The sequence below is a fragment of the Paraburkholderia sp. GAS82 genome, from assembly GCF_050436285.1.
Taxonomy (GTDB): Bacteria; Pseudomonadota; Gammaproteobacteria; order Burkholderiales; family Burkholderiaceae; genus Paraburkholderia; species Paraburkholderia phenazinium_B.
This window is the reverse complement of sequence record NZ_JBNDLX010000005.1, coordinates 1-12,984: the sequence shown is the minus strand read 5'-3', so window position 1 is coordinate 12,984 and position 12,984 is coordinate 1. Positions and strand designations below refer to the sequence as shown.

The window sequence follows — 12,984 nt, the reverse complement described above, 5'->3', positions numbered from 1 at the left end:
TTTTTTCCGATTCCCGACGCAACCGGCCGTCGCTGGACTGGACGCTTCGCTCTCCAAAGCGATCACGTTCAAGGCGATCTTTCATTGCGACGGGGCTCCCGATGTTTGATTCGACGATTGCGGCGCGGCATTCGCACTGGTGCTGACTGCTACACCCTTGGCGTCATCCCACTGCCAGCCGCCGCCGAGATTTTTGACCAGCGTGACGCTGCTTTCCGTCAACGCTGCCTGTGTGTCCTTCAGATTCTGCGCGGCCTGCAACAGCGTGAGCTGCTGCGTCAACACGGCTTCCTGGCTCGCCGTGCCGGCCTGCATCTGGGCCTGCTGGCTCGAGAAAAGCTGCTGGTTGCGCTTGTAGATGTTGGCGAACGCCTGCTCCTGCTGCTGCAGATGGTTGTAAGACGACAGGCTGTCCTCGACGCTCTGGAACGCAGACAGCACGGTCCCGCGATACGTGGCGACCTGCTGGTCATACGTGGCCTCGGCCTCGTGGACCGCCGCAGAGCGCGCACCGCCGTCGAAGATCGTCGCGGCGAGATCCGGGCCGAGCGTCCAGAAGCGGCTCGGCATCGAGAACAGATGCGCCAGGGCGTTGTGTTCGAAGCCGCCTTGCGCCGAGAGCGTAAGCGTTGGAAAGAAAGCGGCCTCGGCGACGCCGATCTTGGCGTTAGCCGCGGCGGCCGTACGTTCCGCGCTCACGACGTCATAGCGCCGTTCCAGCAATTCCGACGGAAATCCGAGCGGCACGGCGGGCGTCGTAAACGTGTAGTCGCTTTGCGCCGGCAGCGTGAAGCTGGCCGGCGGCTCGCCGATCAGCACCGCGATGGCGTGTTCGTCCTGCTCGCGGGAGGTCTCCGTGGCTTGCAGGTCGGCGATCACGAGTTCGAGGTTGTCCTGATCATCGAGGAGCGTGTCGTTCGAGACCGTTCCCTGCAGGAAGCCCGCGCGGTCCATCTCCAGAATTTTGGCGTCGATCTGTTGCTGCTGCTTCAGCGAATCGATGTCGATATCGGCCTGACGCAGTGCGAAATAATCGATGGCGAGGCTGGCGGCGATCGACAGACGCTCGCCGGCGAGCTGGGCGTCGCTGGCCTGAGCGCTGGCCTTGGCCGACTCGATCGAGCGCCGGACACTGCCCCACAGGTCGATTTCCCAGCTGGCGGACGCGCTGGCGGACACGAGGTTGCTGGTATAAGGCTGACCCGTGATGCTCTCGACCGCGGCCGTACGGGAGCGCGAGCCCGACGCATCCACCCCGATGGTGGGGAACAGGCTCGCGACATTCGCATCGATCGTGGCCTTGGCGACCCGGTAGGCGGCTTCCGCGGCGGCGATCGACTGGTTGGCCTTAAGCGACTGATCCACAAGGTGGGACAGCGTGTCGTCGTGATAGTCGAGCCACCAGGTGCTGGAAAGCGCCCCTTGCGGGTTGGCCTGCGCGCGCTGCCAGTCGGCGCCTTCCTTGAAGGTGGCGGGAATGTCCTGCGGCGGCTTGTGATAGTCGGGACCGACGGCGCAAGCCGCGAGGCATAGCGTAGCCGCCAGCGCGCAGCCGGAGCGCAGGGTGCGCAGCGGCGCCGTTGCTGGCGCTGGCTTGCGGGGACGGCGTGAGTCGGGTGATACAAAGGTCGACCGGGAGGAAGCGTCCGTGCGAACCGGACTACTCATCCTGGATACATATAGAGCGAGTCGACCGAGTGGAGACTGGTTGCTCAAGTGAACTCCGTTTAGCCGTATTCAAAACTTCTATGTTGTCGGGCAACAGATGAGCGCCACACTGATTTGCGCACCCGACATCGGTGGAACCGCAACAGCAGAATGAGCGGTGATCTTACTCGATGTGCAAAAAGCAGGAGCACGTTAAATGAAATCGCACTTCGATAAATTTCACTTTGAAATAATCCGAAAAAAAGCCTAACGTCCGCTCCCATGCACGGCGGCTATGATCGCATCATCTGAGCTATTGAGCAGCCGCGGTGTCGCAGGGCATGGATGCGCGACAGGAAGCGGCTGAATGCTAATGAGGCGGACGAAGGCGCAAGCGCTCGACACGCGTGCAACGATTCTCGATGCAGCAGAGGCCATGTTCTTCAGTCATGGCGTCACGCAAACCACGCTGGACGAAATCGCCGATGCGGCCGGGGTGACCCGAGGGGCGATCTACGGTCATTTTAGAAATAAAGACGCGATCTTCGATGCCATTTTTGAGCGATTTGCTCTACCGCTCGACCCTTTCGGCGTTCCCCTGCCTCCGGACGAGCCCAATCCACTGGGTACGCTGCGCACGGAACTTGAAGTGCGGCTCTCGCGGGCGTTGCGCGAAACGCGCATGCGCCACCTCTACAGCATCGTGTTTGCGCGCTGCGAATCGACTGAGGAGACGGCGCAATTCTGGCGGCGCGTCCGGGCTGCCAACCGTCTGGCGGAGACCCAGATCGAGCAGGCGTTGCTCCATGCGGTTTCGTGCGACCAGTTATCCGCCGACCTCGACGCGTACCAATCCGCCTTGTTTATTCACGCCACCCTTACAGGAGTCTTTCGAAATGACCTGCTGAGACGCCGGCACAACACCAGGCTGAATCTGGGTAGCATTGTCGGTTTGACGTTTCAGTGCCTGTCACGGCACTGACATGAGCCCCCGGCGACTCGCCTGCGGGTTCACGTTTCAATCAGGGCTGACAGGAGGGTGTGGATGGAGAGTGAAGCGATTCAGGTCCTGCTCGTAGACGACGATGCCGGTCTGCGTGACCTCCTCAGGAAATTTTTCCAGCAGCGCGGCATCGAGTTCTCGGTTTTGCATAACGCCACCAATATCGCCAATCGCCTCGCGCTCGAGCGGCCATCCATCGTAGTGCTTGACGTCATGATGCCAGGCGTGGACGGCTTGACCGCACTCAGGCAATTGCGCGAGGCGGGCGACACTATTCCCGTCATCATGCTGACTTCGCTTGCGGACGAAATGGATCGGGTCGTGGGGCTCGAGTTCGGCGCCGACGACTATCTGGGCAAGCCCTTCACGCCGCTCGAACTGCTGGCGCGTATCAAGGCGGTGCTGCGCCGCCATTCGGGCCAGCCGTCCCCGGCTGTCAATGGACGCCAGGGAATTTACCGCTTTGGCCGGTTTCGCCTCGATCTCGCTGCGCGCGCCCTGTTCTGCGACGACAAGCGCATCAAGCTGACGGGCACGAACTACGCGCTGCTTGAAGTGCTGGTGACGCATCCGATGGAGACGCTGTCGCGCACGAAACTGCTCGACATGCTGTACGGCCCTGACGCAGACATCACCGAGCGCGGCATGGATCTGGCCGTGTGGCGCCTGCGCAGACTGCTGGAAGAGGACCCCTCCCAACCCTGCGTGATCCAGACCGTACGCGGGGTGGGCTATATGTTTGCTCCGAGCGATGGCGGCGACGGCAATGAAAAATCCGTTTAATACACTCTTTGGACGCGCGGCACTGATGACCACGAGCCTGCTCGTGCTGGCCTACGCGGCCATGGTGTTCATGCTCGGCCGCGAAGCCAACCAGATGCATGCCGAGCATGCGTCGCGCGGCATCCAGGTGGTCGAAGAGTCGCGGCGTGATGGTATCGAGGCGACGAGGCACATTGCTTCGGCGCTCGGCGCCACCTATCTCGACGGGCGCGATACGAACCCAGGCGACGGACCGCCTTCACGGCGCGAAACACACGGACTGTACGAGAACGCGTTGCGTGAGAATCTGCCGCCGGGCAGTCAGGTCGTGTTGTCCGGCGACACAGGTACGGTCTGGGTGCGCTATGCCGGCGACGCCAACTGGATCCGCATACCGGGCGCTACGTTGACCGAAGCCCGCATGCACACCGCGTTGGCCTTGATGCTCGCGTTGGCCATCGCCGTGGCGTTCCTCGGAGCCTGGCAAGCCCAGCGGCCGCTGCGCAGGCTGGCCAATGCGGCACGCGAGTTTCGTATTGGCGTCAGCACACCCGTCGTCAGTGTGAGCGGGCCGCGCGAGGTGGCGGAACTGATCGTCAGCTTCAACGAGATGATTCGCGAGATCAGCGAATACGAACAGGAGAGGGCGATGATGCTGGCGGGCGTCGCTCATGATCTGCGCACGCCGCTCACGCGAATGCAGGTTCGCGCCGATCTGCTGCCGCACGGCGCAGAGCGGATGGGTTTCCTGGGCGATGTCGAATCGCTCGGGCGCATCGTCAAGCAGTTCCTCGATTTCGTGCGCGACCGTGCGGATGGATCGCCGCTCGTGTCCGTGGACTCGTTTTGTCAGAGCCAGTACGGCAACGTTCCGCAGGACGGGGACACGGAAAGCTCGCTCGTGACGCTGGATCTGCGTGCTGCTGGACACTTCAGACTGCCGCTGGTCGACCTCGACCGCATCCTGGCCAATCTGCTGGAGAATGCCATGACGTACGGCGAACCACCCGTCGAAATCGCCACCAGCCTGCAGCACGGCAAATGCGTTTTGACGCTGCGCGATCACGGCCCCGGGATTCCCGACGACCAGCTCGAGCACGCCTTGCAACCGTTCGTCCGTCTCGATGAGGCTCGTGGCGGCGATGCCCATTGCGGGCTGGGACTTTCGATCGTGCGAAGACTGGTGCGCCGCAATGGCGGGACGTTTTGTCTGGTCAATGCGGCGGACGGCGGCTTGCTGGTCACGCTGACTTTTCCGGACCGCGCGGGATAGTCAGGAGTTCGTACCTTACTGCGGAATGATCCGCCCGGTCTTAAGCTTGTCGAACAGCGCGAAAAACGAGTCCGGAGTGCTTTGATAATCGAGGAAGCCAGCTTTGCGGCTCTTCGTCATGTCCGTGACCACTTCCATGGGGCGTCCAAGGTCAGCGTCGGTGTGCCACCATGACACCAGCTTGCCAATATCCGCTTCCTTCAGGTTGAAGCGTGTGGCGATCTCGCTCCATGCCGGCGCGGCTTTCTGCATGCGTGTCTCGAGCGGACGGACTTCGCCGTCGAACGGCACGGCTTCGATGCCGAAATAGCCGGCAATCTGCGACCACATCCATTTCCAGCGGAACACATCGCCGTTGACCACGTTGAAGTCTTCGTTGCGCGCAGCGTCGGACGTGGCGGCCCATTCAAGGTGACGTGCGAGCAGGCGCGCGTCGGTCATGTCGGTCAGGCTGTTCCACTGCGCTGCGGAGCCGGGAAACAGGAACGGTTGGCCCGTCTGTTTGCAAAGCGTCGCGTAGACCGCGAGCGTGACGCCCATGTTCATTGCGTTGCCGATCGCGTAGCCAATGATCGTATGCGGCCGGTGCACGCTCCAGCTAAAGTCATACTGTTGCGCGGCTTCGAACACACGGTCTTCCTGCTCGTAGTAGAAATTCTCCACGACCTGGCGGCCCTGTTCCTCGCGAAACGGCGTAATGGGTACCGCGCCGGTCGCGTACGCTTCGAACGGTCCGAGATAATGTTTCAGGCCCGTGACAAGCGCCGCATGCGAAACGCTGCCCGAGGGCCCAACGGCATCCAGCACGTGACGAACCATGCCGCCATTCACGCGAATGTTGTCCTTCTCCGTCGCCTGGCGAGACCATGCAGTGAAAAAGATATGGCTAAAGGATTTTCCAGCCAACGCTTCGCTTACGGATGCCGCGGAGGTCAGATCGGCGGTAATCGGTTCGACCGCCTGCGGCAACGCTGTGCGGCCGCGCGAAAGACCGGCAACAGTCCAGCCGGTCGAAAGCAATTGATCGGCCAGGTTGCTGCCGACGATACCGCTTGCGCCAATAATAAGTGCCCGGTTTTGCATGAGATTGATAGTCACAAAATGAAAATGTCTGTCGAAAGCAGTGGCGATCTAGCGGAACCGCTGCAAAGACGGATCGGTAATTGGCTGTTCCGGCAGATTCAGCATGGCCGGCAATGAGCTCAAAGGCGGCAAGCCGCTGACATCTGCCCAGCGGCCACCGCTCGTCATGTAGATGATGGTCGGCGTGCCGTCGAAGCCGAGGCTTTGGAACGTTTTTATATTGCCGTCCAGCTTGGTTTGCGTCGCTGGCGGCACTTTTGCCAACGGTGCGATGCCGCCGGACTCTTCTTTCTCGGAGAATTTCGTCTCGAGTTCATGCATCAACGCCGGACCATCCTGTGCCTGGAGCAGTGCGGCGGCCTTGCCGGCCGAATCCGGTTTCAGGAAGCCCATCGGGATCCAATGCACCTGCAAGCCGGCGGCTTCGTAGGGCTGGAACGCTTTCCATGCGTAGTGACAGAAGATGCAGTTGGGGTCCATGAAAACATAGATCGTCGATTTGACGTTTTTGCCCGAAGCGCCTTCCACGATCGCCGGCGCGTTCTCGAACGTCGCCGCTGCTGAGGCCGGCAGATAGGTGGGGGCGGGCTGGTCCGCCGCTACAGCAAAACCGGACACCATGATCGCGGCCGCAGCAGCGACATGTCTTACAGGTTTGAACATAAAACGCTCCTCTGGATGCAGGTCGAACGTACGCAGGTTGAACGTACCACGGCGTGAATTCGCTAATTGTCCACGATCCTGGAGTTTGGCGTGCGCAGCTACGCAGGCAGGAGGTCCGCCGCGCGGTATTCACAGCGGCAAAATGGGGTCTCGTAGCGATCTGGCGATCGTGACCGTGCCCGAATATCAGATTGGCCCGCGCTTGCCTGGACTTCGGCCTTGATTGGTTGGCGACCCCACGGTTGCCGTTCCTCGATCAGGTAGACTTTGGACGGCTCGCGACTACCGGATCGGTCATGGACGCCCAGTTACTGATTATCTGCTCGCTGACTTTTGTCATTCATGTCGTCGCACTGAATGTGGTTGCGATGACGCTGTGAACGGGAGAGGGTATGAACTGGCTCGACAATTTATTGCCGCCGCAGATCAAGCAAAGCGATCCGGCGCGCCGCAAGGTCATTCCTGAAGGCCTGTGGTTCAAGTGCCCAGCGTGCGAAGCGGTGCTTTATCGCGGCGACGTCGAAGCGAATCTTCATGTCTGCCCTAAATGTTCTCATCACATGCCTATTGGCGCCCGTGAGCGGCTGGACCATCTGCTCGACGCGGAAGGGCGCTGTGAGATTGGCCGCGAAGTATTGCCGGTCGACCCTCTAAATTTCAAGGACAACCGCACCTATCCCGATCGCCTGAGCGAAGCAATGGAAGACACGGGCGAGACTGACGCCCTGGTGGTCATGGGAGGGGCGATCCACTCGATTCCGGCCGTGGTGGCGTGCTTCGAGTTCGGATTCATGGCAGGTTCGATGGGGTCGGCTGTCGGCGAACGATTTGTGCGCGGCGTACAAAACGCCCTCGAGCAACGTACGCCTTTCGTTTGCATTGCCGCGTCTGGCGGCGCACGCATGCAGGAAAGCGTGTATTCGTTGATGCAAATGGCCAAAACCACCGCCATGTTGACCCGGCTGGCGGACGCGCGACTGCCGTTCATCTCTGTGCTCACGAATCCAACCACAGGTGGCGTATCGGCAAGCTTCGCCTTTCTCGGCGACGTGGTGATGGCCGAACCGAAAGCAATGATCGCGTTTACGGGCGAGCGGGTAATCGAGCAAACAGTACGCGAGACGTTGCCGGCGGGATATCAGCGCCCGGAGTTCCTGCTGCGGCGGGGCGCGATAGACATGATTGTGGACCGCCGCAAGATGCGCGACGAAATCGCACAACTGATGGCACTCCTGACCTTGCAGGCGACGGATGCGATTATGTGATGTTGACGGATCAAAGTTAGATGCGCTGGCAGGCTATCACGCGGCCAGGTGTTCCACATACGCGCATAACATGTCGGCCATTTCCGCGACCCATTTTTCGACATCGGCTTTCGACTTCGCCTTTTCGGAAACCGCTTCACCGACTTGCGACATGGTTGTCACCAACACCTCGGCAACAAACGCACGGCGCGCGGTCGTCAGATCAGGAAGCGCTTCCTTCACGAAGGCGACTGCCACGCGCATACCGGCTTGTTTCTGCTCGCGCGCCTCGGGCGATTCGCGATAAAGCGGCGCCGCATCCTCGAGTGCAATGCGAAAGGCAGCTTCCTCATATTCGGTCTGGAAGAATGCCCGCACGGCTGAGCGCAGCCGGTCCAGAGGAGGGCGCGTCGGGTCGTTGAGGATGCTCTCCAGCAACGCGTGGGTTCTGGTCCATTCCTCTGTCTGCAGCCGGAACAGCATGGCCTCTTTGTTCGGGAAGTACTGGTAGAGAGAGCCGACGCTCACCCCAGCCGCTTCCGCTACCCGTGCCGCGGTAAAACGCGGCGCGCCTTCCCGCTCTAAAACGCGAACTGCGGCTTCAAGAATGTCCGCTACAAGGCGGGTTGAACGTTCCTGCTGTGGACGCTTACGTGCTGTCACGACGGGGCCTTGCCGGCGTTTCATGTCTGTGCCTTCCGAATGCGAATAGTAAATGCGACTAATTGTTCGTATTCTATCCACGTGCACAACAACGTGTATTCCGTTCAAAGGGTTCATTCATGATCACACTGACTCAACCGCCCGTATCTACCGTTCTGGAACAGCTATTCGCCGATGCAGACGCATCGCGGGCGCTTATGCACAGGCAGATGGCCGCGCTCTCATCCGCGGAACGCGATGCATTGATGGCAAGCGCGCGATCCGAGGACTATCAGGGCTTTTATAGGCGTGCGAAGGAATTCCATCTTGCCGTCTCGAGACAGACCGGCGCGCTGCTCTATATGTATGCGCGCATGACGAAGGCGCACTCGATTATCGAGTTTGGTACGTCGTTTGGCGTATCGACTTTGCACCTGGCCGCAGCGTTGCGGGACAACGGCGGCGGACTGCTGATCACCACCGAGTTCGAGTCTTCGAAGGTTGCCGCGGCGCGCAGGACGATTGCCGCCGCCGGTCTCGGCGACCTGGTTGAGGTGCGCGAGGGCGATGCGCTCGAAACGCTTGCGGGCGGACTGCCGGAGCACGTCGACCTGGTCCTGCTCGATGGAGCGAAGGCGCTGTACCCGGCGGTTTGCTCGCTGCTCGAACCGCGCCTGCGCGCAGGCTCCGTGCTCGTGGCCGACAACGCCGACTGGAGCCCGGAGTACCTGGAAATCGTGCGTTCGAGCGGCAGATACTTCTCGCAAGGCTTGGCGGACGATGTAGAAGTCTCGATAAAGCTGTAGGCCGCCACGCCACGCCCCGACGAAGGCTACACAGACTGCGCTTCCAGCGCCTCGATGGCCTTGGCGACGCCCGCGCCGTAGGCGGGGTCGGCCATCGTGCAATGCTCGACATGCAGTTGCTGAATCGGCTTCGATACGCCGTTCATGGCCCGCGCGGTGTTCTCGAACAACGCCTGCTTTTGCGCGGGGGTCATCTGGCGAAACAGCGCGCCGGGCTGAGAGTAGTAGTCGTCGTCCACACGATGATTCCAGTGATCGGCCGTGCCTTCAATTGACAGCGGCGGTTCGCGGAAATCGGGTTGTTCCTGCCATTCGCCGCGCGTGTTCGGCTCATAGGAGGTCGCGCCACCTGAGTTCGTGTCGACGCGCATGAGTCCGTCGCGGTGATAGCTGTGCACGTACCTTGCGCCGCGCGGAGCGTTCACGGGGATCTGATGGTAGTTCACGCTCAGACGATAGCGCTGGGCGTCGCCGTACGAGAAGAGGCGCCCTTGCAACATCTTGTCGGGCGAGAAGCTGATGCCCGGTACGACGTTGGCCGGCGCGAACGCTGCCTGCTCGACATCGGCGAAGTGGTTCTCGGCATTACGGTTCAATTCCATCACGCCCACTTCGATGAGCGGATAGTCGCTTTTCGGCCAGACCTTCGTCAGATCGAATGGATTGATGTGATAGCTGCCGGCGTCCTTCTCCGGCATGATCTGCACGGACAGAGTCCAGCGAGGAAATTCGCCGCGCTCGATCGCTTCGTAAAGGTCGCGATGATGTGTTTCGCGATCGCGGCCGACCAGCGCTTCAGCCTGGGCATCCGTCAGGTTTTCGATTCCTTGCTGTGAACGGAAATGGAACTTGACCCAATAGCGCTCGTTCTTCGCATTGATAAAGCTGAACGTGTGGCTTCCGAATCCGTGCATATGACGGAAAGTTTTCGGAATGCCTCGCTCGCTCATCACGATCGTGATCTGGTGCAACGCTTCAGGAAGCTGCGTCCAGAAGTCCCAGTTGCTTTCTGCGCTGCGCAGACCCGTGCGCGGATCGCGCTTGATTGCATGGTTCAGGTCGGGGAATTTAAGGGGATCGCGCAGGAAAAAGACCGGCGTATTGTTGCCAACCAGATCCCAGTTACCTTCCTCGGTATAGAACTTGAGCGCAAAACCGCGGATATCGCGTTCCGCGTCAGCCGCACCGCGTTCGCCGGCAACGGTCGAGAAACGGGCAAACATCTCGGTCTTCTTGCCGATTGCCGAAAAAATCTTTGCCCGCGTGTATTGCGTGATGTCGTGTGTGACGGTGAAGGTTCCGAATGCGCCGGATCCCTTCGCGTGCATCCGCCTTTCGGGGATCACCTCACGGTCGAAATGCGCCAGCTTCTCGAGAAACCACACGTCTTCGAGCAATGCGGGTCCACGTTGTCCGGCAGTCCTGATGTTCTGGTTGTCGACGACGGGCGCGCCGAATACGGTTGTGAGCTTCGCCATGCGAATCAACTCCTTTGATTCCAAAGATATAGAGGGACGGCGAGAGGCGCAGAGGCGGTCATTGCCTGCGGACTCGCCGTTTCCTGTCCAGAATTACGAGGAAGGCCTCGCGCGTTGGAGGATCCGTTCCAGCTGCGCCGGCGTATCGGGCGCTCCCATGCGATTGGCCGCGCCCATTGCGTTTTCTCCGCGTGCGAGGTGCTGCATGACGATCCTCCTTTAGTCCGCGCAGCCGCAGCCGGCGTGGTGAGAGTGGCCGGCCTGGCTGTCGTCCCATGCGGAGCCAAGGATAATCTGGCAGAAATTCAGGCGCTTGTAGGTCGGGTCGCGAAGCTCGAGAACGTCGGCCTTGACGTTGCCGAACGTGGTTTCGGGTTTCTTGATCGTGCCTTGAGCGAACGCATCGATGATGTCGTTCTTGAAGGATTTCTCGCGCGGGTGAGCGGCGACGACCTGGATCCGTTGTTCTTCGCTGAACTCGTGATAGGTGAGACCGAGCACGTCCATCTCGACGCCGGCGGTGACCAGCGCGACGACGGGCTTCATGTGTTCGGGAACGCCCGGCGTCGTATGCAGTGCGATGGAGGTCCAGACCTGCTCGATGTCATATTCGTTCACGCCATACTGCGTGAGGAAGTCGCGCGCTGCGTTTGCACCATCGACTTCGAAGCGGTCTGTCTTGCTGCTGTATGCATCGACGAGCCCCATGTCGTGGAACATCGCGCCGATATACAGCAGTTCCGGATCGTACTTGAGATTTTTGCGTTGACCGGAGAGTGCGCCGAACAGGAACACACGCCGGGAATGGTTGTAGAGCAGGTCCGGTTCGGTGTCGCGGACCAGTTCAGTAGCAGCACGTGCCATGATGCTGTCGGGGATCTTGATTCCGGCGATGGTGGTAGTCATATAGCATTCCTTAGTGATGGTTGAGGAGCTGTTGATAGCGGTTCTGGCGAGTGTCCTGGCCGCGAGCGGTGAAGCGGGGCGCACGCGACCCGATGCTGCTATTCAGGTGAAAAAGCCAGGTGAGACTGGATCGCTGGCCGGAAACGTCAGCATCAAATACTCGTCGAGGAGATCGTCTTCACTCGCATGCACAGCGTGTTCGGCGAGTGCGCGAAACGTGGCGCTGCGGACGGTAGCCGAAGCGGGCGCGGCAGCGAGTGAGTGGTGTTCGACAGGGTGGTTCATGATGTCCGTCCGAAGTCGTGTTGATGGAGACCAGTATTGGTCAACGCCCCTTGACGGGCAACGACGAAGAACCGTGCATCACTGCCAGGCGCACGACGTTTTCTGCCGTGGCGGGGGATAGGGTGAGTTTATTGAGGTGATTGGCTCGTTTTCGGGCGAGCGGGGAGTGCCGATTCGCGGGCTTGGGGTGCGTGTTCAGTGCACGTTGTGAAGGCCCGGATGGTTTGATTTTGGTGGTTGTGTGGGTTTCCGTGCGTTGGGTCTGGATGACGTCGCGCATGGGATGAAGCATCTTCGCGTAAGGCTTACGCGAAGATGCTTTTGGTTCGCTAGAGCGGTTTTAGTGCGGAGTTGCTGAGGTTAGTGGCCGCCGTGACCACCGCCGCAACCGCCACTGCTGCCGCCTCCGTGGCCGCCACTGCCGAAGCCGCCCCCGTGGCCGCCGCTGCCGAAGCCGCCACTGCCGAAGCCACCACTACCGAAGCCGCCGAAGCCGCCGCTATGACCGCCGCTGCTGTGACCGCCGCCGTCGCCGGAGCCGTGGCCGCTGTCGCCGGAGCCGTGGCCTCCGTCACCGCTGCCGTGACCGCCATCGCCGGAGCCGTGGCCTCCGTTGCTGCTGCCGTGACCACCGTCACCGCTGCCGTGACCACCGTTGCCGCTGCCGTGACCACCGTCGCCGGAGCCGTGACCACCGTCACCGGAGCCGTGACCGCCGTCACCGGAGCCGTGACCACCGTCACCAGAGCCGTGACCGCCGTCACCGGAGCCGTGACCGCCGTCACCGGAGCCGTGACCACTATCGCCGGAGCCGTGACCACCGTCGCCGGAGCCGTGACCACCGTCGCCGGAGCCGTGACCGCCGTCACCGGAGCCGTGACCGCCGTCACCGGAGCCGTGACCACCGTCACCAGAGCCGTGACCACCGTCGCCGCTGCCATGGCCGCCATCGCCGGAACTGTGGCCGCTGCCGCTACCATGGCCGCCATCGCCGCTGCCGTGACCACCGTCACCGGAGCCGTGACCGCCGTCGCCGCTACCGTGGCCGCTGTCGCCCGCACAACCACTGCCCGAGCCACCCGTGCCTGTGCCGCCGGTGCCCGAGCCACCCGTGCCTGTGCCGCCGGTGCCCGAGCCACCCGTGCCTGTGCCGCCGGTGCCCGAGCCACCCGTGCCTGTGCCGCCGGTGCCC

Annotated in this window: 13 protein-coding genes; 5 read left to right on the top strand and 8 right to left on the bottom strand. The window is 61.5% G+C overall.

The genetic code is table 11. From position 1 onward, the window contains the following. Positions 1 to 81: 81 nt before the first annotated feature. Positions 82 to 1,668 (bottom strand): efflux transporter outer membrane subunit, encoded by a 1,587-nt coding sequence (locus P3T17_RS16465; RefSeq protein ID WP_429407933.1) that lies wholly within the window; start codon positions 1,666 to 1,668, stop codon positions 82 to 84. A 346-nt stretch (positions 1,669 to 2,014) separates the two neighbouring features. Between P3T17_RS16465 and P3T17_RS16460 the strand changes: the two genes are divergently transcribed. The 3 genes from P3T17_RS16460 (at position 2,015) to P3T17_RS16450 (ending at position 4,685) form a co-directional block, all read left to right on the top strand. Beyond that, positions 2,015 to 2,629: a TetR family transcriptional regulator gene (locus tag P3T17_RS16460; protein WP_429285838.1), complete on the top strand. Its 615-nt coding sequence runs from the start codon at positions 2,015 to 2,017 to the stop codon at positions 2,627 to 2,629. Positions 2,630 to 2,692: 63 nt separating this feature from the next. Then, positions 2,693 to 3,433 (top strand): response regulator, encoded by a 741-nt coding sequence (locus P3T17_RS16455; protein ID WP_429407931.1) that lies wholly within the window; start codon positions 2,693 to 2,695, stop codon positions 3,431 to 3,433. Next, positions 3,417 to 4,685, top strand: a complete 1,269-nt coding sequence (locus P3T17_RS16450; RefSeq protein ID WP_429285836.1) for an ATP-binding protein — start codon at positions 3,417 to 3,419, stop codon at positions 4,683 to 4,685. The genes P3T17_RS16455 and P3T17_RS16450 overlap by 17 nt, the downstream gene beginning before the upstream one ends. 15 nt (positions 4,686 to 4,700) lie before the next feature. On the opposite strand, the gene P3T17_RS16445 is transcribed toward P3T17_RS16450, so the two are convergent. After that, positions 4,701 to 5,768, bottom strand: a complete 1,068-nt coding sequence (locus P3T17_RS16445) for an SDR family oxidoreductase (RefSeq protein WP_429408521.1) — start codon at positions 5,766 to 5,768, stop codon at positions 4,701 to 4,703. Between the two features lie 48 nt (positions 5,769 to 5,816). Further along, entirely contained in the window at positions 5,817 to 6,431 is a 615-nt protein-coding gene (locus P3T17_RS16440; RefSeq protein ID WP_429407929.1) for a thioredoxin fold domain-containing protein, read from the bottom strand. 392 nt (positions 6,432 to 6,823) lie between these two features. Here P3T17_RS16440 and accD point away from each other — a divergent pair, with 392 nt between their 5' ends. Next, positions 6,824 to 7,696, top strand: a complete 873-nt coding sequence (gene accD, locus P3T17_RS16435; protein ID WP_074268884.1) for an acetyl-CoA carboxylase, carboxyltransferase subunit beta — start codon at positions 6,824 to 6,826, stop codon at positions 7,694 to 7,696. Between the two features lie 36 nt (positions 7,697 to 7,732). On the opposite strand, the gene P3T17_RS16430 is transcribed toward accD, so the two are convergent. Continuing rightward, positions 7,733 to 8,455: a TetR family transcriptional regulator gene (locus P3T17_RS16430; RefSeq protein ID WP_429407927.1), complete on the bottom strand. Its 723-nt coding sequence runs from the start codon at positions 8,453 to 8,455 to the stop codon at positions 7,733 to 7,735. Positions 8,456 to 8,457: 2 nt separating this feature from the next. Here P3T17_RS16430 and P3T17_RS16425 point away from each other — a divergent pair, with 2 nt between their 5' ends. Beyond that, complete coding sequence (locus P3T17_RS16425) at positions 8,458 to 9,123, top strand: O-methyltransferase (RefSeq protein ID WP_429407925.1); 666 nt, start codon at positions 8,458 to 8,460, stop codon at positions 9,121 to 9,123. A 26-nt stretch (positions 9,124 to 9,149) separates the two neighbouring features. On the opposite strand, the gene P3T17_RS16420 is transcribed toward P3T17_RS16425, so the two are convergent. From P3T17_RS16420 to P3T17_RS16405, 4 genes are all read right to left on the bottom strand, one after another. Further along, positions 9,150 to 10,601 carry a catalase gene (locus P3T17_RS16420; protein ID WP_429407923.1) on the bottom strand — a complete coding sequence of 484 codons (1,452 nt, stop codon included), beginning with the start codon at positions 10,599 to 10,601 and terminating at the stop codon, positions 9,150 to 9,152. A 219-nt stretch (positions 10,602 to 10,820) separates the two neighbouring features. Beyond that, positions 10,821 to 11,507, bottom strand: coding sequence for an HD domain-containing protein (locus tag P3T17_RS16415; RefSeq protein WP_429285831.1), 687 nt, complete (start codon positions 11,505 to 11,507; stop codon positions 10,821 to 10,823). Between the two features lie 102 nt (positions 11,508 to 11,609). After that, on the bottom strand, positions 11,610 to 11,792 hold the full coding sequence (locus P3T17_RS16410; protein WP_429407921.1) for a hypothetical protein: 183 nt from the start codon (positions 11,790 to 11,792) through the stop codon (positions 11,610 to 11,612). A gap of 360 nt (positions 11,793 to 12,152) precedes the next feature. Beyond that, the coding region (locus P3T17_RS16405; protein WP_429407920.1) for a hypothetical protein at positions 12,153 to 12,984 on the bottom strand (832 nt) is incomplete at its 5' end.

Coding starts and splice junctions, on each gene's coding strand:
- P3T17_RS16410 (WP_429407921.1), bottom strand. CDS start 11,792: ATGAACCACCCTGTCGAACACCACTCACTCGCTGCCGCGCCCGCTTCG.
- accD (WP_074268884.1), top strand. CDS start 6,824: ATGAACTGGCTCGACAATTTATTGCCGCCGCAGATCAAGCAAAGCGAT.
- P3T17_RS16455 (WP_429407931.1), top strand. CDS start 2,693: ATGGAGAGTGAAGCGATTCAGGTCCTGCTCGTAGACGACGATGCCGGT.
- P3T17_RS16420 (WP_429407923.1), bottom strand. CDS start 10,601: ATGGCGAAGCTCACAACCGTATTCGGCGCGCCCGTCGTCGACAACCAG.
- P3T17_RS16430 (WP_429407927.1), bottom strand. CDS start 8,455: ATGAACCCTTTGAACGGAATACACGTTGTTGTGCACGTGGATAGAATA.
- P3T17_RS16425 (WP_429407925.1), top strand. CDS start 8,458: ATGATCACACTGACTCAACCGCCCGTATCTACCGTTCTGGAACAGCTA.
- P3T17_RS16450 (WP_429285836.1), top strand. CDS start 3,417: ATGAAAAATCCGTTTAATACACTCTTTGGACGCGCGGCACTGATGACC.
- P3T17_RS16440 (WP_429407929.1), bottom strand. CDS start 6,431: ATGTTCAAACCTGTAAGACATGTCGCTGCTGCGGCCGCGATCATGGTG.
- P3T17_RS16445 (WP_429408521.1), bottom strand. CDS start 5,768: ATGCAAAACCGGGCACTTATTATTGGCGCAAGCGGTATCGTCGGCAGC.
- P3T17_RS16415 (WP_429285831.1), bottom strand. CDS start 11,507: ATGACTACCACCATCGCCGGAATCAAGATCCCCGACAGCATCATGGCA.
- P3T17_RS16465 (WP_429407933.1), bottom strand. CDS start 1,668: ATGAGTAGTCCGGTTCGCACGGACGCTTCCTCCCGGTCGACCTTTGTA.
- P3T17_RS16460 (WP_429285838.1), top strand. CDS start 2,015: ATGCTAATGAGGCGGACGAAGGCGCAAGCGCTCGACACGCGTGCAACG.